At 72.2% G+C, this 23,560-nt stretch carries 19 protein-coding genes and 3 pseudogenes; 11 read left to right on the plus strand and 11 right to left on the minus strand.

All coding sequences use genetic code 11. From position 1 onward, the window contains the following. Window positions 1-64 precede the first annotated feature (64 nt). The 5 genes and pseudogenes from HDC93_RS18275 to HDC93_RS18295 all read left to right on the plus strand — a co-directional run bounded on the left by HDC93_RS18275 (window position 65) and on the right by HDC93_RS18295 (window position 4,577). The gene (locus HDC93_RS18275; protein ID WP_185011966.1) at window positions 65-760 is read left to right on the plus strand and encodes a GntR family transcriptional regulator; all 696 of its coding nucleotides are present in this window, start codon (window positions 65-67) and stop codon (window positions 758-760) included. 115 nt (window positions 761-875) lie between these two features. Next, window positions 876-3,281 carry a SpoIIE family protein phosphatase gene (locus HDC93_RS18280; protein WP_185011967.1) on the plus strand — a complete coding sequence of 802 codons (2,406 nt, stop codon included), beginning with the start codon at window positions 876-878 and terminating at the stop codon, window positions 3,279-3,281. Window positions 3,282-3,385: 104 nt separating this feature from the next. Further along, a pseudogene (locus HDC93_RS18285) lies at window positions 3,386-3,784 on the plus strand (biotin carboxylase); the annotation flags it as partial. Between the two features lie 136 nt (window positions 3,785-3,920). Continuing rightward, window positions 3,921-4,298 (plus strand): hypothetical protein, encoded by a 378-nt coding sequence (locus HDC93_RS18290; RefSeq protein WP_260419628.1) that lies wholly within the window; start codon window positions 3,921-3,923, stop codon window positions 4,296-4,298. Window positions 4,299-4,367: 69 nt separating this feature from the next. Then, window positions 4,368-4,577 carry a hypothetical protein gene (locus HDC93_RS18295; RefSeq protein WP_260419629.1) on the plus strand — a complete coding sequence of 70 codons (210 nt, stop codon included), beginning with the start codon at window positions 4,368-4,370 and terminating at the stop codon, window positions 4,575-4,577. A gap of 190 nt (window positions 4,578-4,767) precedes the next feature. On the opposite strand, the gene HDC93_RS18300 is transcribed toward HDC93_RS18295, so the two are convergent. Then, window positions 4,768-6,249: an MFS transporter gene (locus HDC93_RS18300; protein WP_185012008.1), complete on the minus strand. Its 1,482-nt coding sequence runs from the start codon at window positions 6,247-6,249 to the stop codon at window positions 4,768-4,770. A gap of 199 nt (window positions 6,250-6,448) precedes the next feature. Here HDC93_RS18300 and HDC93_RS38490 point away from each other — a divergent pair, with 199 nt between their 5' ends. Both HDC93_RS38490 and HDC93_RS18305 read left to right on the plus strand, forming a co-directional pair. Continuing rightward, complete coding sequence (locus HDC93_RS38490; protein ID WP_260419630.1) at window positions 6,449-6,586, plus strand: hypothetical protein; 138 nt, start codon at window positions 6,449-6,451, stop codon at window positions 6,584-6,586. A 91-nt stretch (window positions 6,587-6,677) separates the two neighbouring features. Further along, window positions 6,678-7,052, plus strand: a complete 375-nt coding sequence (locus HDC93_RS18305) for a response regulator transcription factor (protein ID WP_260419631.1) — start codon at window positions 6,678-6,680, stop codon at window positions 7,050-7,052. Between the two features lie 327 nt (window positions 7,053-7,379). On the opposite strand, the gene HDC93_RS18310 is transcribed toward HDC93_RS18305, so the two are convergent. The 6 genes from HDC93_RS18310 to HDC93_RS18335 all read right to left on the minus strand — a co-directional run bounded on the left by HDC93_RS18310 (window position 7,380) and on the right by HDC93_RS18335 (window position 17,224). Then, a complete protein-coding gene (locus HDC93_RS18310) occupies window positions 7,380-8,783 on the minus strand; it encodes a cytochrome P450 (protein WP_185011968.1) in 1,404 nt (467 codons plus the stop codon). Window positions 8,784-8,916: 133 nt separating this feature from the next. Next, complete coding sequence (locus tag HDC93_RS18315) at window positions 8,917-10,023, minus strand: FAD-dependent oxidoreductase (RefSeq protein WP_185011969.1); 1,107 nt, start codon at window positions 10,021-10,023, stop codon at window positions 8,917-8,919. A 167-nt stretch (window positions 10,024-10,190) separates the two neighbouring features. Next, a complete protein-coding gene (locus HDC93_RS18320; protein ID WP_185011970.1) occupies window positions 10,191-11,354 on the minus strand; it encodes a substrate-binding domain-containing protein in 1,164 nt (387 codons plus the stop codon). A gap of 46 nt (window positions 11,355-11,400) precedes the next feature. Then, entirely contained in the window at window positions 11,401-12,459 is a 1,059-nt protein-coding gene (locus HDC93_RS18325) for an ABC transporter permease (RefSeq protein ID WP_185011971.1), read from the minus strand. Further along, window positions 12,456-14,006: a sugar ABC transporter ATP-binding protein gene (locus HDC93_RS18330; RefSeq protein WP_185011972.1), complete on the minus strand. Its 1,551-nt coding sequence runs from the start codon at window positions 14,004-14,006 to the stop codon at window positions 12,456-12,458. Before HDC93_RS18330 ends, HDC93_RS18325 begins: the two co-directional genes overlap by 4 nt. A gap of 80 nt (window positions 14,007-14,086) precedes the next feature. Continuing rightward, window positions 14,087-17,224, minus strand: coding sequence for a SpoIIE family protein phosphatase (locus tag HDC93_RS18335; RefSeq protein WP_185011973.1), 3,138 nt, complete (start codon window positions 17,222-17,224; stop codon window positions 14,087-14,089). Between the two features lie 677 nt (window positions 17,225-17,901). Between HDC93_RS18335 and HDC93_RS18340 the strand changes: the two genes are divergently transcribed. The 3 genes from HDC93_RS18340 to HDC93_RS18350 all read left to right on the plus strand — a co-directional run bounded on the left by HDC93_RS18340 (window position 17,902) and on the right by HDC93_RS18350 (window position 20,007). Continuing rightward, the gene (locus tag HDC93_RS18340; RefSeq protein ID WP_185011974.1) at window positions 17,902-18,411 is read left to right on the plus strand and encodes a hypothetical protein; all 510 of its coding nucleotides are present in this window, start codon (window positions 17,902-17,904) and stop codon (window positions 18,409-18,411) included. Further along, on the plus strand, window positions 18,408-18,827 hold the full coding sequence (locus tag HDC93_RS18345) for a hypothetical protein (RefSeq protein WP_185011975.1): 420 nt from the start codon (window positions 18,408-18,410) through the stop codon (window positions 18,825-18,827). The genes HDC93_RS18340 and HDC93_RS18345 overlap by 4 nt, the downstream gene beginning before the upstream one ends. 187 nt (window positions 18,828-19,014) lie before the next feature. Next, window positions 19,015-20,007: an aldo/keto reductase gene (locus tag HDC93_RS18350; protein WP_185011976.1), complete on the plus strand. Its 993-nt coding sequence runs from the start codon at window positions 19,015-19,017 to the stop codon at window positions 20,005-20,007. Window positions 20,008-20,192: 185 nt separating this feature from the next. Here the strand turns inward: HDC93_RS18350 and HDC93_RS38495 are convergent. Continuing rightward, a pseudogene (locus HDC93_RS38495) lies at window positions 20,193-20,347 on the minus strand (RNA 2',3'-cyclic phosphodiesterase); the annotation flags it as partial. A 197-nt stretch (window positions 20,348-20,544) separates the two neighbouring features. On the opposite strand from HDC93_RS38495, the pseudogene HDC93_RS38500 reads away from it, so the two are divergent. Continuing rightward, window positions 20,545-20,670: pseudogene (locus HDC93_RS38500) on the plus strand (IS110 family transposase); the annotation flags it as partial. 122 nt (window positions 20,671-20,792) lie between these two features. Here HDC93_RS38500 and HDC93_RS18355 read toward each other — a convergent pair. The 3 genes from HDC93_RS18355 to HDC93_RS18365 form a co-directional block, all read right to left on the minus strand. Then, window positions 20,793-22,061 (minus strand): diaminobutyrate--2-oxoglutarate transaminase, encoded by a 1,269-nt coding sequence (locus HDC93_RS18355; RefSeq protein WP_185011977.1) that lies wholly within the window; start codon window positions 22,059-22,061, stop codon window positions 20,793-20,795. A gap of 65 nt (window positions 22,062-22,126) precedes the next feature. Beyond that, a complete protein-coding gene (locus tag HDC93_RS18360) occupies window positions 22,127-23,128 on the minus strand; it encodes a TauD/TfdA family dioxygenase (RefSeq protein WP_185011978.1) in 1,002 nt (333 codons plus the stop codon). Window positions 23,129-23,160: 32 nt separating this feature from the next. Beyond that, window positions 23,161-23,370, minus strand: coding sequence for an MbtH family protein (locus tag HDC93_RS18365; RefSeq protein WP_152173466.1), 210 nt, complete (start codon window positions 23,368-23,370; stop codon window positions 23,161-23,163). Between the last annotated feature and the right edge of the window lie 190 nt (window positions 23,371-23,560).

Below are 23,560 nucleotides of genomic sequence, written 5' to 3' on the forward strand. Positions count from 1 at the left end.
CAACTGATATATCAGACTGTGCGGTACGGTATGGGAGCTCGCCGGACAGGTCAAGGGGGCATTCATGCAGCAGCTGGCGACCGAGCCCATGAACGGGGATTCCCGGAGCCCAGAGCCCGGCGGCGAGGAGCTGTCCCTCGCCGAGCGCGCCTACCGCGCCATCCGCGACCGGCTCGTCATGCTCGAGATCCGCCCGGGCGCCCCGATCCACGAGGAGCAGCTCGCGCAGTCCCTCGGCGTCGGGCGGACCCCGGTCCGCGAGGCGCTGAAGCGGCTCCAGTACGAGCGCCTGATCACGACCTACCCCCGGCGCGGCACCTTCGCCACCGAGGTCAACATCACCGACCTCGCCCATATCTCCGAGGTGCGCCAGGAACTCGAACCCCTGGCCGCCGCCCAGGCCGCGCGGCGTGCCACGGCGGCGGACCGGACGGTCCTGACGGCCCTGCGGCAGGAGCTGGAGCGCGCGGATTCCGCCCGGCAGGACGCCGGCGAGCTGATGCGCCTGGATCTCCAGGTCCACCGCGCGGTCTACGCCGCCGCGCACAACCCGTACCTGGAGGACACCCTGGTCCGCCACGACAACCTCGCCACCCGCATCTGGTGCCTGTTCCTCGACCGCCTGTCCGACATGGCGGGACACGTCGAGGAGCACGGGCCGCTGATCGAGGCGATCGTCGCGGGTGAGCCGGAGCGGGCGGCGCGGCTCGCCCGAGGCCACGTCGAGGGGTTCGAGCAGGCGATCCGCGCGGCCATCTGAGCGTTCGGGCTGGTCACCGAGGTGCTTCGCGGCAGACGAGCCCCATCGGGCCGGTAGCGGGACAATCGGGTGCAAGGACTCGTGAGCAGGCAGCGGCGGCACATCCGGAGGCACCGTGCAGGAACGCGTACCGGAGGACTTGGCGTTCGTCGTCGACGCCGGTGGAGCGATCACGGTGTGGAGCGACGGGGCCCGCCGACTGCTCGGCTACGAACCCGCCGAGCTCGTGGGCAGGCCCGTCGGCGACCTGCTCGCCGCCCGTCTCCCGGAGTCCGCGCGGCGGCACACGGCCGAGGGCCGGCGGTGGGCCGGTGAGGTGGCGCTGCGGCACCGCGACGGCAACCGGGTCGTGGTCCGGCTGCAGGGGACGCCGCTGCTGGACGCCGAAGGCGGCCGTCTCTGGCTCGTGACCGGCACCGTGCCGGCGTACCCGGGCGCGCGGGGCGAGCACGGGGCCCCGCCCCTGTGGGACCTCACCCTCGCCCAGCTCCCCGTACCGGTGGCGGTCTACGACCGGGACGCCCGGCTGGTGGGCGCCAACGAGACCATGACCGAGGTGATGGGCAGGTCCGAGGAGGAGATGAAGGGCCTGACCCTGTGGGAGATCGAGCCGAACCCGCCCTTCGACACCTACGACCGCCTCCAGCGGGAGGTCCTGCGCACCGGCGAGATGATCTTCCACGAGGAGCACGGCAAGGCCCCGGGCGAGATCCGGCCGCACGCCTGGTCCATGTTCTTGTCGCCGCTGAAGGACGAGGCGGGTGTGGTCCAGGGCATGTCGGCGACCGTGTTCGACACGACCGAGCAGTCCTGGGCCCGGCGCCGGCTGGCGGTGCTCAACGAGGCCGGTCTGCGCATCGGGAGCACCCTGGACGTGACCCGGACGGCCGAGGAGATGGCGGAGGTGGCCGTGGCCGGGGGGTTCGCGGACTTCGTCACCGTGGATCTGCTGGAGTCCGTCGCCCGGGGAGACGAGCCGGGACCGCTGCCGACGCGCACGCCGGCCACCGTGCGGCGCACGGCACAGCGATCGGTGCTGGAGGGCTGCCCGGAGTCGGTGGTGGCCACGGGCGACACGATCGCTTACCCGGTGGGGACGTTGCCGCTGCGAATCCTGGCCGCCGAGCGGGGCGCCCGGCACCGGCCGGGGGATCCCGAGATGCTGGGGTGGCTCAGGGCCTCCCCCGACCGCGCCCGGACCGTGACCAGGTACATGATCCACTCGGTGATGATGGTGCCGCTGCGCGCCCGCGGCGTGACCCTGGGCCTGGTGCACTTCCTGCGCCACCGCACCCCGGATCCGTTCAGCGAGGACGACCTGCTGCTCGCGGAGGACATCGTCGCCAGGGCCGCGGTCAGTGTGGACAACGCCCGCCGCTTCACCCGGGAGCGCCGCACGGCCCTGGCGCTTCAGCGCAGCCTGCTGCCCGAGCGGCTTCCGGAGCTGGCGGCGATGGACATCGCCTACCGCTATCTGCCCACCGGGGCCGGTGCGGACATCGGCGGTGACTGGTTCGACGTCATCCCGCTGTCCGGCGCGCGCGTGGCCCTGGTCGTGGGGGACGTGGTGGGCCACGGCATCCAGGCGTCGGCCACGATGGGCCGGCTACGGACCGCCGTGCGCACGCTCGCCGATGTCGATCTCGCCCCCGACGAGCTGCTCACCCAGCTGGACGACCTGGTCATCCGGCTCGACCGGGAGGAGGGCCCGGAGGTGCGCGGGGCAAAGGAGGCGTCGGGGCAGGTCGGCGCCACCTGCCTGTACGCCGTGTACGACCCGGTGTCCCGCCGCTGCACCCTGGCCCGCGCCGGGCATCCGCCGCCCGCGCTGGTCACGCCCGACGGCAGCGTCCGGTTCATGGACCTGCCGGCCGGGCCGCCGCTGGGCCTGGGCGGCCTGCCGTTCGAGGCCGCCGAGGTGCAGCTGGAGGAGAACAGCCTTCTCGCCCTCTACACCGACGGTCTGATCGAGGCGCCCGGCCACGACATCGAGATCGGGATCTCCCTGCTGCGCCAGGCACTGGGTGGCCCCGCGGTGGAGCTCGAGGAGACCTGCGAGCAGGTGCTGAGCGCGCTGCTGACCGGCCGGCCCGCCGATGACGACGTCGTGCTGATGCTGGCGCGGACGGCCGTGCTCGACGCCGGGAAGGTCCGCACCTGGCAGCTGCCCCCGGACCCCGCGGCCGTGGCCCGGGCCCGCAAGATGGCGGGCGAGCAGCTGGCCGAATGGGGCCTGGCGGAGGCGCAGTTCGCCACCGAACTGATCGTCAGCGAACTGGTCACCAACGCGCTGCGGTACGGCGGCGCCCCCATCGAGCTGCGGCTGATCCGCGACTCGACCCTCATCTGCGAGGTGTCCGACGGCAGCAGCAGCGCCCCGCATCTGCGCCGGGCCCGGATCTTCGACGAGGGCGGCCGGGGACTGCTGCTCGTCGCCCAGCTCGCTGAACGATGGGGCAGCCGCCAGACGGCGACGGGCAAGACCATCTGGGCGGAACAGGGCTTGCCGGCCGGGGTGTGAGCCGGCACAGCGTGCCGACCGTGTCCGGCTCAGGGCGGGCATGTTCCCAGCCGTTTGGTACGGGCGCGGTGTCCGGAGCGGCATGCCGCAGGTGGCAGGGGTAGGAGCTCCAGGTCGGCGAAGTGGACCTGCCCACGCTGCTCGACACGACCAGGGCGTGCTCGACGCGTTCGACGGGAGCATCGACGCGATCGTCGGCTACTGGGACTTCCCGGTCAGCACCCTCGTCCCGATGCTGAGCGAACGCTACGGCGCCCGCAGCACCAGCCTGGAGTCGGTCGTCAAGTGCGAGCACACGTACTGGAGCCGGCTGGGGCAGCAGAAGGCCACCGACCGGCAACCGCCCTTCGGCCAGGTCGACCTGTCGGCCGAGCCGCCGTGCCCGCCGCAGGACGTGACCTTCCCGATGTGGCTCAAGCCCGCCCTCTCCTACTCCTCGGAGCTCGCACGGAGTGGGTGACGAGGAGGAGTTCCACAAGGCCGTCACCGAGATCCGCGACGGCACCTCCGGCGCCGCATCGGCGATCGGCCAGGCCATGCACGCCCAGGCGGAGGTGACGGGCGGCGAGGCGGGCCTCGATCTGCACGCGCAGGCCGTCGACCACCTCCAGGGGTCGCCCGCCGCGTACGAACTGGCCCGTGCCCTGGTGGGCCACGGCGCCGCGGTGGCCCGCGCCGGGCGGCTGCACGACGCCGCCGACCGGCTCTACCAGGCCCGGAAGGAGCCGTGCACTGCGGCGCGCCGAGGGCCTGGCCGCCCGGGCGAGGCAGGAGCTGTCCTCGGCCGGGCTGCGGCCGCTGCCCCTGCGGTACCCGCAGACGGACACCCTCACCGCGCAGGAGCGCAAGGCCGCCGAGATGACGGCCCGGGGCCAGGCCGCGGCGGTCGTCGCCAAGGCACTGCACCTCACCGAGCAGGGTGTGCGGCAGCTGCTCTCGTCCGTGTACCGCAAGGTCGGCACGGACGCGGCGGGCCTGGCCGAGGCCCTGGAGACGTTCCCCCGGCCGCGCCGGTGACGGCCGGCCGAGAACCTCTCAACTTCCCTTTCCGACAGACCACTTGATCCGCGGGCGTGGATCTTCGCCTTGGAGACGTTCCGCGGGCGGTTCGTCCCGCGGACCGAGGCCGCGGTGAAGGCCGCTGTCACCGGGGGTGACGCGCGCGTCTCCTTCGTGGACACGACCGGCTGGCTGGAGTCGGGCGATCTGACGGACTCGGTGCACCCCAACGACCGTGGGCACCGGGTCATCGCCGACCGGCCGGCACCGGTCATCGCGGCGCGGATCGGGTCCTAGTGCCGCGGCAGGCAACGTTTGCCCGTCAAGGAGCGGCGTCCGGTGCGTGCTCTCGGCGTGCCGGGTGCATGCCCTCGTACTGGATGTACTTGGGTTTGTGCCCGGTGCGGCGAGAGTGCGTGCCGGGCGTCGCGACGGGGCGAACGTTGCCTGCCGCGGCACTAGCGGGTCCGAGGGGTTGGGGCGGGCCTCACATCGGGCCGGGGCTCGCTCCTCCCTTGAGGCGTTCCAGGTCGGAGGGGCGGACCTGGATGACGAACAGGGCGATCAGCGCGGCGACCGCGGTGAAGATCGCCGCCATGACGAAGGCGGCCGACACTCCGGCGGTGAGGATCTCGTCGGACCAGGGCTTGGGCGGTTGCCCGGTGCGTTCGAACCGGATGCGTTCGGCCGGGGTCGCCTGCCGGAGGAAGTCCGGGACCTGCTTGTCCGCTTCGTTGGCGCTGGCCGTGCCGTACATCGTGACCAGGATGGACAGGCCGAGGGAGCCGCCCACCTGCTGGGTGGCGTTGAGGAGTCCCGAGGCCGCGCCCGTCTCCCGCGTGGGCACGTTGGACAGCGCCATGAGCGTCAGCGACACGAACTCCATGCCCATGCCCAGGCTGAAGACGAGCATCGGGCCGAGGACGCTGCCCGCGTACGTGGAGTGAACGTCGGTCAGGGTCAGCCAGGCCAGACCCGCCGCCGCCAGGATCGCGCCGACCACCATGAACGGCTTGGGTCCGTAGACGGGCAGGAACCGCGAGGCCAGTCCGGCGCCGATGGCGATGACCGCGCTGACCGGCAGGAAGGCCAGTCCGGCCGCGAGCGGGCTGAACCCCAGCACGTTCTGCACGAAGAGCGTGAGGAAGAAGAACATGCCGAAGATGGCGGCGGCCAGGCACAGCATGATGCCGTAAGTGCCCGCGCGGTTGCGGTCGGCGAACATGTGCAGCGGCGTGATGGGTTGTTTCGAACGCCGCTCGACCAGGATGAAGGCCGCCAGGACGATGACCGCTCCGGCGAACGAGGCGAGGGTCAGGGGGTCCCGCCAGCCGTCCTGCGCGGCTCTGATGAAGCCGTAGACGAGCAGCACCATGCCCGCGGTGGAGGTCAGTGCGCCGGTGATGTCGAAGCGCCCGGGGTGGCGTTCGGACTCCCTGATGTAGCGCGGGGTGGCGAGCACGATGAGCAGGCCGATGGGCACGTTGACGAACAGCACCCACCGCCAGTTCAGCCACTCCACCAGCATGCCGCCGGCGAGCAGACCGATCGCGCCGCCACCGGCCGAGACCGCGGCGAAGACCCCGAAGGCGCGGTTGCGTTCCGGTCCCTCGCGGAAGGTGGTGCTGATCAGGGCGAGGGAGGTCGGGGACGCGATGGCGCCGCCGACGCCCTGCAGCGCGCGGGCGCCGAGGAGTTGGCCGGCGTTCTGCGCGAATCCGCCGAGCAGGGACGCGAGCACGAAGAGCAGCACGCCGAAGACGAAGACGCGCCGCCGGCCCAGGATGTCTCCGGCGCGGCCGCCGAGCAGCAGCAGGCCGCCGAAGGTGAGGGTGTAGGCGTTCACCACCCAGGACAGGCTCGTGGTGGAGAACTCCAGGGAACTCTGGATGTGCGGCAGCGCGATGTTCACGATGGTGATGTCGAGGACCACCATCAACTGGCAGGAGGCGATGACCAGCAGCGCCATCGCGTTTCCGCCACCACCGGATTCCCTGGTGGTGGTCGCCTGTGGTGAAGCCGGCTGCGGGCCGCTGCCTGCGGTGTCCACCGTTCGACGGTACGCCCGGGCCCCACGCCCCACCACTCGGACTGAGATATCAGCGAAGTGCGGCGATAATCCGCTCAAGGCGGCCCAGCGGCCCGCGTACGGCGCAGTGGGAGGGACAGTGATCCGTGTTCTTCTCGTCGAGCAGACCCGTCTCGTGCGGGGAGCGTTCGCCGCTTCGCTGTCGTGGGAGGACGACATCGAGGTCGTCGCCGAGGCCGACGGCAACGGGGACGTCCTCGCGCGTGCCCTGGTGTAGCGGCCGGACGTGGCGGTGATCGGCGTGGACTCCGGGGAGGGCGAGGAGATCGCCGTCCGGGGCGAGCGGCGCGCGGCTGCCGGAGTGCCGGATGCTGCTGATGATGGCCTCGACGACACCCGAGCGGCTGCGCCGCATGCTCGATCTGCACGCCGCTGGTGTCATCAGCACGAGCGCCCCGCCGGACCGGCTGGTCCACGGTGTCCGCAAGCTGGTGAGGGGGCAGCGGTTCGTCGACCCCGAGTTCGCGCTGGCCGCGCTGGACGCGGGAGCGAACCCGCTGACCCCGCGCGAGGTCGAGGTGCTGCCCCTGGCCGCCGACGGTACGCCCACCCGGGAGATCGCCGAGCGGCTGTGCCTGTCCGCGGCGACGGTCCGCAACCATCTGTCGGCGATCACCCGGAAGACGGGCGGCCGCAACCGGATCGACGCGATCAGGATCGCCACGGAGTCGGGTTGGGTGTGAGCTCCACGCCCCTGCTCCCGCCCGCTTCCCCCCTGTTTTTGCTTCCCCCCTGTTTCCCGCCCGCTGCCCGCCTGGCTGTCGCCCGCTCCCCCGTCCCGTTCCGAGATCCCGTTCCGCGCCCCGACAGAAGAACGGCCGGGCAGGTCATCGAGGTGTACCTGCCCGTCCCCCGCGGGCCCTCGCGCCCTGTCCCGAGATCTGATACGAGCATCTCAGAGCGGAGGCGCCGCCCACCAGCACCGTTTGTCACGCGTCCGGCGTGAAGGCGTCATCCCGGAACCGTGACGAACGCCGGGGCCGGGTGGGCGTTCGGTTCGGCCCCCCTGGTCAGCGGCCGCCGCGGATGAGGCCCGTCAGATAGCGCCACAGCGAGGAGCGCTGCCGGGCGGACGGGTCCGGCAGGACCTCCTCGGCCACCCCTGCGGCGGGTTCCTCCGCCCAGGGCCGCGGCGGCGGCGCGGAGGCCAGTTCGTAGTGCACGGGCAGGGAGCGCAGACCGCGCATGAACGGCGAGGAGCGCCAGGGCAGTTGGTCGGCAGGCAGGGCCAGGTCGAGGTGGTCGAACCGCTCGAAGAGGCGCCCCACGCCGGCCGCCGCGACCGCCGAGGCGAGCTCGCGGGCCGGGCACTGGCGCGGTCCTGCCCCCCAGGACAGGTGGGCCCGGGTGCTGATGGTGGTGCCCGACGCGACGTGGTCGGCGAAGAGCGGGTCGGCGTGGGCGGCGCCCGGGGAGACCCACACCGGGTCGCCCGCCCGGATGGTGTAGTTGCCGAGCGGGGTGTCCCGGGCCGCGAACCGCGGGACGAAGTTGACCAGGGGCGGCTTGCGCATGACCACCCGGTTCATGGTCTCCCGGACCATCCCGGCGGACAGACTGGCGCGCACGCTGCCCTCACCCGAGATGACCTCCACGACGGTGTTGGAGATGAGGATGCCGACGTGGTCGGAGGTCATGCCGAGCAGCATGAACAGCTCGCGGGCGAGGTGGTCGAGCGACAGGTCCGGGTGGGCGGCCAGCAGGTAGGAGGGGAAGTCGTCGCCCGGCTTCTCCAGCTTCAGCGCGGCCAGTTCGGCCAGCGTCGCCAGCAGACGCTCCAGGGCCGCCTCGGCGTCCGGGCCCGCGTCGAGCACGCGCCACATGTCCATCAGCGCGTCGTCGCCCTGGGAGCCGGGGAAGCCCAGCAGGTGGCTGGCCACCATCAGCGGCAGCGGCCGGGAGAACTGCGCGGACAGGTCGGCCACGCCGGTCTTGCCGCCTTGGCCGACCAGGGTGATCAGTTCGTCGGCGTAGGCGGTGACGGCGGCCTTCAGGCGCCTGGCCTGGGGGTGGCGGGGGTCCTGGAAGGGCTTGAGGGCGACGTCCCAGGCGGTGCGCAGCGGCCGGTAGCCGGCGCCGCCCTGGATCAGGATGTGGTTGACCTCCAGGGAAGGGCCGAGCGGCCAGTCGGCCGGCACCCTGCCCTCGGAGCGGGCCCGCCAGTTCTCCAGGCCCTTGGGCCAGCCGTCGTCGTCCTGGAGCACCTGGAGCGACTCGCGGTAGCCGAGGACCAGCCAGGCCGGCATCCCCAGCAGATCGACGGGTGCGACCGGGCCGTGCTGCTGCCGCAGCCGCTCGTACACGAGCGCGGGACGCGTCTCGTAGTCCCTGGTCAGCAGCGGTTCGGGAGCGAGTACCTCCAGACTCGTGTCGTCCAGGTCCACGGGTCCGCCGTCGCCCCGCTGCGATTCCATCGTCTTGCCACCCTCCGACACGCCCTGTACCGGCCCACCATCAGCCGGTAGCCGGAAACGGTGGGGACCCTACCCCAGGCTGAACTCGCGGGTGACGACGGGGGTGGGTGGTGAGGAGGGGTCAGAGTGCGGGTCAGGCCGCCGTGTAACCGAGTTGACGGCGCATATAGGGCGTCATGAGGCTCTTCGCCTTGGCCATGGTGGTGGTGCGGCTGCCGAGGACCGCGAACTCGCCGCCCGGGACGGGCAGCACGGTCAGTCCGTCGGCGGGGCCGAACGGCACGATCAGCGGGGTGCGCTGGGCCGGCCGGTAGAAGCGCGGTTCCCTGCGGTGTTTGCCGGAACTGTGCAGGTGGGCGCGGATGTTGTGGGCGGCGATGTCGGCCTGGGCGAGGGCGGCGGGGGTGATCTTGAGTTCGCTGACGTCGTTCACGTCGCCGACGGCGAACACCTCCGGCCTGCCCTCGACCCGGAGTGTCCGGTCGACCTTCACGTGCCCGGCTCCGTCGAGCCAGTCGCCGTGTCCGGCCAGGCGCAGCCAGAGGGTGTTGGGGGTGGTGCCCGTCGCCCAGAAGGACAGGTCGGCCTCGACGATCGTGCCGCGGGCGTCGCGGTAGGTGCCGAAGTCGTTGCCGGGCGACATGAAGGCGTCGAGCCGTACGTCGATGTCGTGGGACTCCAGCCAGGCCAGGGCCTTTTGCCCGGGGCGGGCGCTGCCCGTGGAGTCGAGCAGCGCGGGCCCGGAGTGGGCGAGCGTGACCCGGGCGTCCGGGCGGGCGAGGCGGATCTCGGCGCTGAGTTCGACGCCGCCGGGGCCGCCGCCGACGACCAGGACGTGCTCGGCGGTGGCGATGTTGCGCTGGTGCTCGGCGAACGACTTGGCCGCTTCCTCGGTGGTGGTGCCGGTGAAGCGGGCGGGTTCGGGGTAGTCGGCGCCGGTGGCGATCACGACCACGTCGTAGGGCAGTCGCTCGCCGGTGGCGAGGACGACCTGCCGCTCGGTGGTGTCGAGGCGCACGACCTTGCCGGTGGCGACCCGGCCGTGACGCAGCAGCCGGTCGTAGGGGATGAAGGGGGTGTGCGTCCACCCGGGGTGCACTCCGGCACGCAGGGAGGCGATGCGGTGGAAGAAGACCTCTTTGCGGTCCACCAGCGTGACCCGGGCCGTGTCGTCGAGCCGTCTGGACAGCCGGACACCGGCGTACCCGCCGCCGATCACCACTACGTCGCCGTCGTACACACCCAGCCTCCTGCGCCTGGTGGGGGAAGCGAGGGCCGCCGCGGACCGGGCCCCGCTCGGATCGGCCCCCGGCGGCCACTCGACTGACGCGACAGTAGCGCTTGAAACCTAAAGGGATTCCGAGGTTCCGTGCATGTTCCGTGAAGAGACCGGAACCTGACCGGCCGTCATTTTCCCCAGATCTTCCGGTAGGCCTCCCGGTAGCCCGACGGATCCCAGGTCGAGGCGCCTTCGCTGTTGCGGGCCGTGGCGATGTGCACGGGGGCCACGTATCCGCTGTCGGGCCGGCCGGAGAAGGCGCGGTTGAACTCGTCGACGATCTGCCAGCCCTGGAGGGACAGCGGCTCGGGCACGGTCGCGGCCTGGTACTGCTCGTTGTTGACGCGTTGGAAGGCGGACGGGTCTCCGTCGCCGGCCCCGATGTTGTAGGGCGGCCCGGAGCCCTCCTCGCCGGCGGCGCGGAAGGCGGGTGCGGCGTCGGCGAAGTACAGGTCGTTGATGGCCACGGAGTGGGTCCAGCGGTCCTGGAAGCGGGAGAGCAGGGAGGAGATCTCCCGGGGGGTGCGGCTGCTGGCGTCGGGGATCGGGATGTTCTCCACCGAGAGCAGCCGCACGCCCTGACAGCTCGCCAGCTCCTTGCGGATCAGGTCGGACTTGTTGCGCGCGAAGGGGATCGACGCGTCGGTGATGAGCACGACCCCGGCGCGGCCGCCCGAGTCGGAGATGATCCACTGCGCGCTGATGCGGGCCACGTCCTGGACGCGGGTGGTGACGTTGGTGAAGAGGTCGGGCTGCCGGCTGGGGCCGGGCTCGGGGACCGCGTGCCAGCCGATGAGCTCGATGCCCTGCGCGCCCGCCCGGGAGGCCTGCTGGGCCGTCGAGTCGGGGTCGAACCCGCCGATGACGATCCCCGAGGGCCGCAGCGCGACGGCTTCACTCATGGCCGCCTGGATGCCGGCCGGGGTGCCGCCGCCGTCGATCACCCGCACGTCCCAGCCGATGGTCCGCGCGGCGTCCCGCACCCCGTTCGCGGCGCCCGCGACACCGGGGTTGGTCATGGTCTGGGCGACGAAGACGAGGGTCTTGCCGGACACCGCCTCGGGGCCGCCGGTCGGCCCTCCCCAGGGGATGTCGGTCTGCTCCGCCCGGGCTACGGCTTCCCGGGCCCGGGTGTGGACGGCGGGGCAGCCGCTCGGGCCCGTCGCGGTCTCGTCCGCGCCGCCGGAGGAACCGCGTTCGCAGCCGGTCAGGGCGGCGGCCGTGGCCAGCAGGGCGCAGGAGGCGAGCCGCGCGGTGCGGACTGCGGGTGCGGCCTTGCGGGTGCGGTGCACGGGAGCTCCAGGGGGGATCGACACGGCGGGGCGGTGCCGGGAGGGGTCAGGGCGGGGCCGTGCCGCCACCCGGCGCCGGGGCGGACGGGGGCGGCGCGGCGGGTGTGTCGCGGGCGGCGCCGCCGCGCAGCCGGCGGCGGGCGGCGTATCCGGCCAGGCCCACGGCGATGAGCAGGGTGCCGCCGTTGAACAGCGGGACCGTCCAGAACTCGGCGCCCAGTTGGGCGATGCCGGTGAGGCCGACGGCGAGGACGGCGACGGCGACCACGGTGCCGAGGGCGTTGGGCCGCCCGGGTTTGATCGCCGTGGAGCCGAGGAGGGCGCCGACGAAGGCGGGCAGCAGGTAGTCGAGGCCCACGCTCGGGTTGCCGATCTGCTGCTGGGCGGCGAGCAGCACACCGGCGAAGCCGACGATCAGGCCCGAGGCGGCGAACGCGTAGACCGTGTAACGGCGGGTCGGGATGCCCACGAGGTCGGCCGCGCGCGGGTTCGACCCGACGACGTACAGGTAGCGGCCGAGCGGCAGCCGTTCCAGCACCAGCCAGAGCACGGCCGCGAGGGCGAGCACGTAGAAGGCGGGGACCGGCAGGCCGAGGAACGAGGAGTCGTAGAGGTCGGTGAACGCGGGCGGCAGGCCCTGCGGGCCGGGGACGATCCGGCCGCCGTCGGTGATCCAGCCGGTCACGGCGTACATCATGCTGCCGGTGCCGAGGGTGGCGATGAAGGAGTCGATCCGGCCGAACTCGACGACGACGCCGTTGAGAACGCCCACGACCAGTCCTCCGGCGAGCACGGCGAGACAGGCGAGCGGCCAGGGCCAGCCCTCGTTCACGACGAGCTGCAGCACCATCACATGGGCCAGGCCGAGGCCGTAGCCGATGGAGAGATCGAAGGCGCCGGTGACGACGGGCACCATGGCGGCGAGCGCGAGGACGGCCGGGATCGACTGGTTGGACAGGATCGAGTCGACGGTGTCCAGCGTGGGGAAGGTGTCGGGCAGGGCGAGGGAGAAGACCAGGTAGAGCAGGGCCGTGAGGACAAGCAGGCCGTAGGCGCCGATGTGGTGGCCGCCCGGGCGGCTGCGGGGCCGGGGCTGCGGCGTCACGGGTGCCCGTCCGTGGACGGGGGCATGGCCGAGGCCGCCCGGGTGAGTCCGGCGACGGTGAGGGCGGGGCCGCTCAGTTCGGCCGTCACGGTTCCGCGCACGAAGACCAGCGTGCGCCGGCACACGCTCGCCACCTCCTCGAAGTCGGTGGACAGCAGCAGCACCGCGAGACCCGCCTCCAGCGCCTCGTGGAGCAGGCGGTGGATCGCGGCCTTGGCTCCGACGTCGACGCTCGCGGTCGGCTCCTCCAGGATGAGCAGCCGCAGGTCCGTCCGCAGCCAGCGGCCGATCATGACCTTCTGCTGGTTGCCGCCGGAGAGCGTGGCGATGGGCGTCTCGGTGTCGCGGGGGCGCACCGAGAAGCGTTCCATCAGGGCGGCGGCCCGGGCCCGTTCGCCACGGGGGCCGATCCAGCGCGGGGCCGGCGGGCCTCCCGCGCGGGGGTTGGCCAGGAGGTTCTCCCGCACGGTCAGCTCGGCGAGACAGCCCTCCCGCAGCCGGTCGCCCGGCACGAGCCCGACCCGGAGACCGACGGCCTCGGCGACCGAACGGGGACGGTACGGCCGCCCGTCCAGCAGGGCCCGCCCGCCCAGCAGGGGCCCGGCCCCGGCGAGGGCGCGGCCCAGGTCCATGTGCCCGGCGTCGGACAGTCCGACCAGGCCGAGGACCTCCCCGGGCGCGAGCTCCAGGTGGACGGGTCCGGCCCGGGCGGTGCGCACCCCGTCGAGGGCCAGGACGGGGGGTGCGCCGGCCGGGGTCCCGGTGGGGCGGTGGGGGGCCGGCTCGTCCGTCTCGCCGACGATGTCGCGGACCAGGCGTTCGGGACTGTGGCCGGCGAGCCGGCCGTGGCTGACGACGCGGCCGTCCCGCAGGACGACGAAGGTGTCGGCGACCCGGTACACCTCGTCCAGGCGGTGGCTGACGTAGAGGATCGCGTGTCCGCGGTCGCGCAGGTCGTGCAGGACGCGGAAGAGCCGGGCGCAGTCCGCGGCGGGCAGGCGGGCGGTCGGCTCGTCGAGGACGATGAGCCGCGCGCGGGCCGCCAGGGCCCGGGCGATCGCGACCAGCGAGCGGTCGGCCGGCGGCAGGCCGGAGACCGGCGCGTCCGGATCGAGGTGGGCGGCGACGACCCGCAGCGCCTCGACGCAGCGCGCGCGGGTGCGCCGCCAGGAGATCAGCCCGGTCCGGCGCCCGTACCCGGTGGTCAGGGCGATGTTCTCGGCCACCGTCATCCACTCCACGAGACCGAGGTCCTGGTGGATGAACGACATGCTCCGGGTGGCGGTGGGGCTGCCGAGGAGCTTCCCGGCGACGGTGACCTGCCCCGCGTCGGCGCGGTGGACCCCGGCGAGGATCTTGATGAGCGTGGACTTCCCGGCGCCGTTGGGCCCGAGCAGGGCGAGGACGCTGCCGGGGCGGACGTCGAGGTCGGCTCCGGCCAGCGCGACGGTGCCGCCGAACCGCTTGCCGAGTCCGCGGATCCGGACAAGGGGTTCCGGCCCGAAGGGCGAAGCCGCCTTCGGGGGTGTGTCGGGAGCATCGCGCACCCGATCAAATTACAGCATTTCGGACATTCTCCGGCGCGCCGCCCGGGCGGGCCGGTAGCGTCACGCCGCATCACTTCGCCTCACGCCGCGTCGACCCCGCACTCGGCCCAGATGACCTTGCCCTCGGCCAGGTAGCGCGTGCCCCAGCTCTGCGAGAGCTGCGCCACGAGGAACAGACCGCGCCCGCCCTCGTCCGTACTGGCGGCCCGGCGCAGGCGCGGCGCGGTGTTGCTCGCGTCGGAGACCTCGCAGATCAGGGTCCTTCGGTGGAGCAGCCGCACCCGGATGGGTCCGGCGCCGTGCCGGACGGCGTTGGTGATCAGCTCGCTGAGGATCAGCTCCACGGCGAACGCGGTCTCGTCGAGCCCCCGGTCGGACAGCCACCGCATGGCGGACGCCCGGACCTCTCGGACGAGGGCCGGGTCGGCGGACAGCTCCCAGGTCGCGATCCGGTCGGTGTCGAGGGCGTGCACACGGGCGACGAGCAGGGCGATGTCGTCGTGCGGGTGGGCGGGTGCCACGGTGTCCAGGACCGCCTGGCAGGTCTCTGCGGGGGCCCGCTCGGGATGGGCCAGGGCCTCGCGCAACTGCTCCAGGACCAGGTCGACGTCGCGGTGCCGGTCCTCGATGAGCCCGTCGGTGTACAGGACCACCTGACTGCCCGCGGGCAGGTCCACCTCGACGGCGTCGAAGGGCAGGCCGCCGAGGCCGAGGGGGGGCCCGGCGGGGAGGTCGGGATAGGTCACGGTGCCGTCGGGACGGACGAGCGCGGGGGGCGGGTGTCCGGCGCGGGCCATCAGGCAGCGCTGCACGGTCGGGTCGTAGACGGCGTACAGGCAGGTCGCACCGATGACACCGGCGCCCTTGCCGTCCGGGTCCTCCCGGTCCAGACGGCCCACGAGATTGTCCAGGTGGGTGAGGACCTCCTCCGGTGGGAAGTCGAGCTCGGCGAAACTGCGGGCGGCGGTGCGCAGCCGGCCCATGGTGGCCGCGGAGAGCATGCCGTGGCCCACGACATCGCCGACGAGGAGGCCGACGCGGGCGCCGGACAGAGGGATGACGTCGTACCAGTCGCCGCCCACGTCGGATTCGGCGGGCAGATAGCGATGGGCCACTTCGACGGCGTCCTGGTCGGGCAGGCCGTGCGGGAGGAGCCTGCGCTGGAGAGCCAGGACCATGGTGCGCTCATGGGTGTAGCGCCGCGCGTTGTCGATGGACAGGGCGGCGCGGGAGGCGAGTTCCTGTGCCAGGGAGCGGTCGTCGTCCCCGAAGGGACTTCCGGCGCGGTAGAAGGCGGCGACGCCCAGGACGACACCGCGGGCGACCAGGGGCACCGCGATGAGGGAGTGGACGTGGGCCAGCAGGCGCTCGGTGTGCTCGGGGTCCTGGGAGAGCCAGCCCGCGGCGGCCTTCAGGTCCGGCTCCAGCACGGCCTCGCCGCTGCTGAGGCAGCGCAGCTGGGGCGCGGTCGGGCCGAAGTCGATGCGCTTGCCCGGCGGCGTGAAGGGCAGGCCCTCGTGGATGCCGTGGACGACGGTGCGGCGCAGGTCGGCGAGGGGGTCGGCGGACTCCTCGCCGCGCACCACGGCGTCCGGCAGGTCGATGGTGACGAAGTCGGCCAGTCCGGGGACCGCGGTCTCGGCCAGTTCCTCGGCGGTGCGGCGGACGTCCAGGGTGGTGCCGATGCGGTTGCTGGCCTCGGACAGCAGCTCCAGACGCCGACGGGCGGCCAGCGCATAGGCCCCCACCTGCGGCTCTCCCAGCATCACCAGCCCCCGGGCCGGGGACGCCGCTTCGGAGTGCTCACCGGCGGGTTCGGAGGGGGCCCTGGCGTTGCCGGAGGAGGCCCTGGCGCCGTCGGGTGCGGCGGGCTCGGCGGGGGCACGGGGGATGCCGGATGCGGCGGGCTCGGCGAGTACCTGGCCGCCGTCGGCCGAAGCGGGCTCCGCGGTGCGCCGTCGCCCGTCCGCCATGACGGGTTCCGGACCGCTCGAAGCGGCGCCGTCCGCGGGGGCGGGCTCCGGGGCGTTCGCGACGGCGCCGTCCGCCGTGGCCGGCTTCGAGGTACTCGGGGCGCTGTCGGCCGTGGCCGGCTTCGCGGCGTCGGCGGCGCTCCAGTCGGTTCTGCCACCGTCTCTCCCGCCACCCCCGTCGGGTGTCACGACCGGGCCGGCGGGAGCGGCGACGCGTCCGGACGGCAGGGTGAGTGCCGGGCGCACGGAGAGCGGGACGGCGAGGGCGGCAAGGCCGGACAGCTCGTCCATCTGGTGCGGTATGGCCGGCGGCTCCCCCGCCGGGGAGCCGGACAGGACGGCCTCGATCGCGATGCCCCGCACACCGGAACCGCTCGCCACCGGACGGCTCACCAGCGTCACCCGCCGGCCGTCGGGCAGGGTCACCTCGGCGGCGCCCAACCGCGCCCCGGAGATCAACTCGGCGGCCTTCTCCCTGAGGATTGCCTGGTCACGGGGGTGGAACTCGTTCGCCAGCACGTCCAACGCCACACCGCGGTGCGCACCGGCCGTTCCTGCTCCGGCGGCCAGGTACGTCCGCAGCAAGGCCCGCTCGCGCGCGGAGCTCTGTCCCAGCAGCCGCCGCTCGATGCTCTCGGCCGCCCGGCGGATGGCGACGCCCAGTGCGGGCCGCTCGAAGCCACGGGGGTAGCCGAGGCACAGGACGCCCTCGATGCGCCCGCTGAGCGGGTCACGGACGGGCAGGGCGACGCAGGCGCTCTGCTGGGAGCGCTCCGCGAAGTGCTCGGCGCCGTAGACGCGGATGAGCTGTCGCTCCGCCAGGGCCAGCCCGATGCCGTTGGTACCGGCGACCTGCTCGGCGAACACGAACCCCGGGACGACCTGGATGGCCGGGAGGCTTCTGGTCATCGCCGGATCCCCGAAGCGGCGCAGCAGTACCGTCCCGTTCGCGTCGGCGACCGAGATGTTGACCTGGCTGCCGGCGAACGTCGCCTGCAGCCGGTCGAGCACCGGCACAGCCGCCCGGACGATACGGCCGCCCGGGTCGAAGTCCTCCCGGTAGGGCAGGTCGAACGTGTCCGGTGACAGCCCGAGGGACCGGGAGCGTCGCCAGGAGTTCAGGATCGACGTCCGTACACCCGTCTCGACCGGCTCGCCCTGGAGGAACAGCTCGCGAAGACTGGCGGGCCCCGCGCCCTCCGTCGCACGCCCCGCCGGCCTGGGCTCCTCGCCGGATCGAACCACGCTTCGCCTCACTCGCGCCCGCGACAATCCGCTTCTCCGAAGAGAATCTGGCAATGATGAGAATACGGGCATTAAGGGCAGGCGTCACGGCACGCCGGGACCGGGCCGCCCCGGCGTCCGGCAGGCGGGACCGAGGGGCCGCGCTCACCCCAGGAAACTCAGGCGCACCTTCCGTTCGGGATTGTCCCTGTTGGTGTCCGCCAACCTCCGTTAGGACAACCCCAGACTACCCATCTCCCCTGATGGGCTACTCGCTGCGATCTGCCAACGTTGGCGACGACGGAGGGGCAGCCTATGTGGCCCATCGGCGGCCGTTGGTCGAGTCTCTACGGGCGAAATTCGCCGCCTGCACAAGGATGACGATCCGAAAAGTCGAGGATCGTGCACGCGGTGCGGCTGGAGTGGATCAACGACCTGATGGGCCGCACCCGATGTGCAGGACGGGGCGCTACAGATGGTCGCCTTGGGTGACTTCGCCCAGCGCCCCGGGCATCGCGGCATCGACGTCCTGACCAACCGGCAGGCCACCACGCCTCCTAGCTCCCGGCTCACGGATCGTGTGCCGTGAGGGTCCGGCTCCTGCGCCGGGGTCGTTCTCCCGGCGGTGTGGTCCTCGTGCCTCGCTCGTCGGCGGGCGGCGGCAGCTGTGCTGACCCAGGTCCTGAGGGATCGCGCCTTTGGCTTCAGGTTCGGGCGACGAGGACGACTGGACCCGCCTGGAGGAGGAGCACGAACACGTCAGCGGTCCGGCCGCCGCGGAGTACCGCCGCCGCACCGCCGGTGCCGCGGCGTTCCTCGGCCGCACCGTGCGGGCACAGGCCAGTGTGAGCCGCCTCCTGGCGCAGACGGACACCGACATCCACCACGGCGAAGCCATGACCTGCGTACATCGTGCGGAAACCGCGGCATGCCGCAAGGAGAAGCTCCTGCTCGGGCTGCCCGCCGACGACGGACCCGATGAATCGCTCTGCCGCAGTACCTGCGTCAACCTCGCCTACACCGACCGAGACATCGCCGAACACCGCATGCGCCTGCCCGTCCTGGTCGCGGAGGCACGCGATTCGATGACTCCGAGCCCGCACCGGGACCGTGCCGCCGCACAGGCTGGCCAGATCCTCGCGGTGATCGAACAGCACGAGACGTCGCGGCCAGGAGCCGCACACACGACGGGCGGTCAGGCGGCATGACCCGCAGGAACAGAGACCGGGATGCGGAGCGTGAGGCGATACGAGCCGCCGCGACGCGTCTCCTGGCCGGCACGCCCTTTCGCTCGGCGGCCGGCAAACTCACCGGGACCGAGCTGATCGCCGAGTGCGGGCTACGGCGCGACATCGTCTACGGCGACCACAAGGACCTCGTGGACGAGTTCAAGGCGCGGGCGAAGGCGCAGAACTTCACCCCACAGGTCGCCCAGCGCATGGCCGAGGACAACGCCGCATTGAGGGACGCACTGGCGAAGGCCAAGGCCGACCTCGCCGCGGAACGAGAGCGGGTCCGCGCCCTCGTGCGTGCCACAGCCGAGCTGTCACTCGAACTCGACCAGGCGCGCGAGGAACTCGCCGCAGCCCAGCAGGTAACACGGCTGCCCGACGCGCAGGGGTGACAGTCATGGTTTCGACAGCACTGGTTGGAGAATTCGGCGGTGTCTATGCGGGGCACAGACGGCTGAAGCAGGAGGTGCAGGTGCTGGCCAGTGGCGTCGGTTGCGTGGCAGGGGTGTGTCACTGCGGTGCGGGACGTGGAGTTGCGCGCTTGCCTAGAGCGCACTCCACGCGACTAGCGTGCAGTCCATGAAGTACACGCAGCTCGGACGCACGGGACTCAAGGTCAGCCGCCTCGTCCTCGGCACCATGAACTTCGGTCCGCACACCGACGAGGCCGACAGCCACGCGATCATGGACGCGGCGCTGGACGCGGGCATCAACTTCTTCGACACGGCGAACGTGTACGGCTTGGGTGAGAACAAGGGCCGTACCGAAGACATAATTGGCAACTGGTTCGCCAAGGGCGGCGAGCGCCGCGACAAGGTCGTCCTCGCCACCAAGGTCTACGGCAACATGGGCGCGGACGGCGCGGCGTGGCCCAACCACGACAAGCTGTCGGCCGTGAACATCCGGCGGGCCGTCGACGCGTCGCTCAAGCGGCTGCAGACCGACCACATCGATGTCTACCAGTTCCACCACGTCGACCGGGATACCCCGTTCGAGGAGATCTGGCAGGCTATCGACGTCCTCGTCCAGCAGGGCAAGATCCTGTACGTCGGGTCCTCCAACTTCCCCGGCTACAAGATCGCCCAGGCCAACGAGATCGCCGCCCGCCGCGGCGGCACCATCGGCCTCGTGAGCGAGCAGTGCCTCTACAACCTCTACGAGCGCCGCGCCGAGATGGAGGTCATACCGGCCGCGCAGGAGTACGGCCTCGGCATCATCCCGTGGTCGCCGCTGCACGGCGGTGCGCTCGGCGGCGTGCTGAAGAAGGAGGTCGAGGGCGGTCGGCGCAGCGAGGGGCTAGCCGCGGGCAACATGTCCGGCCCTGACGTACGCGCGAAGATCCAGGCGTACGAGGACCTGGTCGACAAGCACGGTCTGGAGCCCGGCGAGGTCGCCCTGGCCTGGCTGCTCACCCGTCCCGGTGTGACCGGCCCGATCGTCGGCCCGCGCACGGCGGAGCAGCTCGAATCCGCCCTGCGCGCCACCGAGTTGGATCTGAGCGAGGAGCTGCTGGCGGGGCTGGACGAGATCTTCCCGGGCCCGGGCCCGTCTCCGGAGGCCTTCGCCTGGTAGCGGTCGCAGCCGTATTCGTTCGCAGCGCCGCTATCGTCGTCGGGACGGGGGCGGCACTCGGCCTGCGGCGCGGCTGTCACGGCTACTGTCCGAGCGCCGCGGCCGCCGCGACCAGGGCGAACATCAGCACAAGCGCACCGGCCATGATCCGGTTTCGGGTTTCGGGGTTCACGGGACCGAGCCTGACCGGACCCTCCGAGCGGCCAGCGGGCGAACGTTTCGTAGGGGGCTGCTCGCCCGCCACCCTGGACGTTGGCAGGTTGCTGCGCACCAGCACGAGGTCGGCCACGGTCCAGGTACGGCTTGTGAACTCGCCGAGGGCCGCGACATACGGCCTAATCCCTTGTCAAGGGCAGTGCTGGAGGAGATCGACTCCTTCGGTCTGTTCGAGTCCAGGGATGCGACATCTTTCGCTTCCCGGGCTCCAGCAAGCCTCTCCGCGGATCGGTGCGCGGGCCTCGTACTCGTGGTGGCGGGCCGTACGGGCGCCGGACGGATGCCTGTCACCGGCCGGACCAGGATGCCTTTCAGGAGATCAAGAAGATCACCCAGGGTAAGCACCACACCCAGGCCATTCTCTGCCTCGTCCGCCGCCGAGCCGACGTGCTCTTCGCAATGCTCCGCGACAGCACCCTCTACGAACCACCAACCCCGATCGCTTGACCAAAGTCATAGGGGCACCCCCGGGTGAGCGCCGGTCTCCACGGCTCTGGGCTGAACGCACCCCCGGCCCTGGGGGAAGGCCGCGGCCGCGCGGCTTGGCTCGTCCCCAGGGCGTCGGGCGACTACGCCGTAGCGAGTACCTGGACGGTGTCGCCCAAGGTGACCGCCACTTCCTTCCACTCGGTGAGGGAGATCGTCAGCGGTGGCAGGAGCTTCAATACGTGCCCCGACCCCGAGGTCTCGGCGACGATGCCGGCGCGGAACAAAGCCTCCCGTATCCGCTCGGCCGTCCCGGGGGCGGGGAATCTCAGTCCGCTCATCGCTCCCTTGCCGACGACTTCGACGGCACCCACCGGGAGGGCGTCGGTGATGCCCGCGAGGCTGGTGCGGATCGCGGCGGTCAGTTCGGCGGCGTGGTCGGTGAAGTGCGGGTCGGTCCAGTGGTCCAGTGCCGCGGAGCCCGCCACGAAGGCGAGGTTGTGGCCACGGAACGTGCCGTTGTGCTCACCGGGGGCCCACTGATCGATCTCGCGGCGGATCAACAGTGTCGCCATCGGCAGCCCCATACCACTGAGGGACTTCGACAGGCAGACCAGGTCGGGGCGGAGTTCGGGGGCGTCCTCGAAGCTGAAGAAGGTACCGGTGCGTCCGCAGCCCGCCTGGATGTCGTCCACGATGACCAACGTGCCCCTGGCGTCGGCGAGTTCCCGGACTCTGGCCAGCCATGCGCGGGGCGCGGTGTGCAGTCCGCCCTCGCCCTGGACGGTCTCCAGCAGGATCGCGGCGGGCGGGGGTGTCGCCGCGCCCGGGCGGAGGGCGTGTTCCAGGGCGGCGAACGGATCGGGCTCAGCCGCGTCGCCGTACGGGAGGATCGTGACGTCGGTCAGGGGCACGCCCGCCGCGCCGCGCAGCAGCGGGGAGGTCGTGGCGGCGAGGGCGCCGAGGGACGCGCCGTGGAAGCCTCCGGTGAAGGCGATCACCTCGGTGCGCCCGGTGACCTTGCGGGCCAGTTTCAGGGCGGCCTCGACGGCGAGCGTTCCGGCCGGTCCGGGGAACTGGACGACGTGGTCGCCGAGGCCGCGCGGCTCCAGGACCAGGCTGGTGAAGCGCTCCAAAAAGTCGGCCTTGGCCGTGGTATGCAGGTCCAGCGACTGCACCGGGCCGCCGGCCGTGAGGTAGGCCGTCATCCGTTCGACGATCGCGGGTGGGTTGTGGCCGTAGTTGAGCGAGCCGGCCCCGCACAGCAGGTCGACGTAGCGGCGTCCGGAGGTGTCCCACAGATGGTGTCCGGCGGCTCGTTCGAAGACCACCGGGAAGTCGCGGCAGTAGCTGCGTACGTTCGACTCGTGACGCTCGAACACCGCGAGGGGCGTCCGGTCGGTCTCGGTCATGTCAGCACGTACCTTTCATGTCAACGGTTGTCGTAACGCGTCGCGGGCCGACGTCACTTGAAGGGTCACTTGACCAGCACCGTTCCGTCACCGGGACGGTGGTCGCGGGAGCGGCGCAGGTCGCTGAAGGCGAAGGTCCGCTGGAGCCAGCGGTCGCGGCCGTCGTAGCGCGGGGTGAACGCGGAACGGCCGTGCAGGGTGATGCGGTTGTCGACGACCGCGAGGTCGCCGGGATGAAGCAGCAGCCCGGTGTACGTGCGGTGCGCCACCTCGGCCAGTTCGGCGAGGGCGGCCCGGCCCTCGGGGGTCACCGCCTTGGTGGCCGCCTCGTCGAAGCACCAGTCGGGGTCGTCCCAATCCCCAGTGAGCACGGCGTGCGCGGTGCCCTCGCCGACCGGGCCGAAGGACGGCGGGGCCTCGGTGACGTACTCGGGCCTTCCGAGCGCTTCCCGGGTGCCGGGTGTCAGCAGCGGCAGGACGCGTCGGGCGCAACTGGTGCGCAGTTCGGCCGTGCCCTCGTGGTCGGGGCGCAGGCACAGCAGCATGACGTAGTCGGGGCGGTGGGGGTGGAAGGCGTTCTCGGTGTGAAAGGTGAGTTCGACCGAGCCGACGTTGCCCTGGACCGTCTCCTGACCGGGCACCGGCACGACGTCCTGGACGAGGGCGCCGGACTTCTCCGCCGCGAACGCGGCCGGGTCGCCGAGCCCGGCCGCGAACAGCAGCAGCATCGCCGCGGTCAGGGACGGGCCGTGCTGGACCGAGTCCTTCACCATCGGGGTCGGCGGCAGGCCAGCGGCACCGATGGGGAGCCTCCTGAGGACGAGGGCGCCGTCGGGCCCCGAATGCCTACGGAACTCCCTCACGGTGCGCCGCATTTCGGCGGGGATGTCCTCCCAGGCGTGCCGGGCGAGGGCCACCCACGCCGGGTCGTCGACCCGGTCGCCCGCCTGGTCCAGCAGTTCCGCGGCCACATGGCCGAGCCGGGCCAGGGTGCGGGCGCTGTACCGCACCGTGCCGCGGACGCTCGCCGGGAAGTACGGCGCCTGCGTCATGTCGACGCTGCTCACGTGCGTGTTCCCTTTCGTCCGCTGCGTCCGCGTCACTCGCCCATGGCCCGGACGAGGCTCTTGGGGCGCAGGTCGGTCCACTCGCGCTCGACGTACTCAAGGCAGGCGGTGCGGCTGTCCGGGCCGAAGACGGTGGTCCAGCCGGCGGGCACGGCGGTGAAGTCGGGCCACAGCGAGTGCTGGCCCTCGTCGTTGGCCAGGACCCGGTAGGTACCGTCGGGGTTCTCGAAGGGGTTGGTCATGACGGGGGTGTTCCTTTCGGGAGCCGGGAGGCGCTTCGCCTCCCGTGTAGGGGAGTTGAGCTACAGGTCCGGTCGGCGTAGCCGGTCATCAGGTCGATGTGGAGGGCGGCAGGCCGAGCCTCGGTGGCGCCGAACGCGCCGTGGCGCTGTTCGTCGCGTTCGTCGCATCGAAGGGGAAGGGGCGCTCGGA

This window comes from Streptomyces sp. AK010, assembly GCF_014207295.1.
Classification (GTDB): domain Bacteria; phylum Actinomycetota; class Actinomycetes; order Streptomycetales; family Streptomycetaceae; genus Streptomyces; species Streptomyces massasporeus.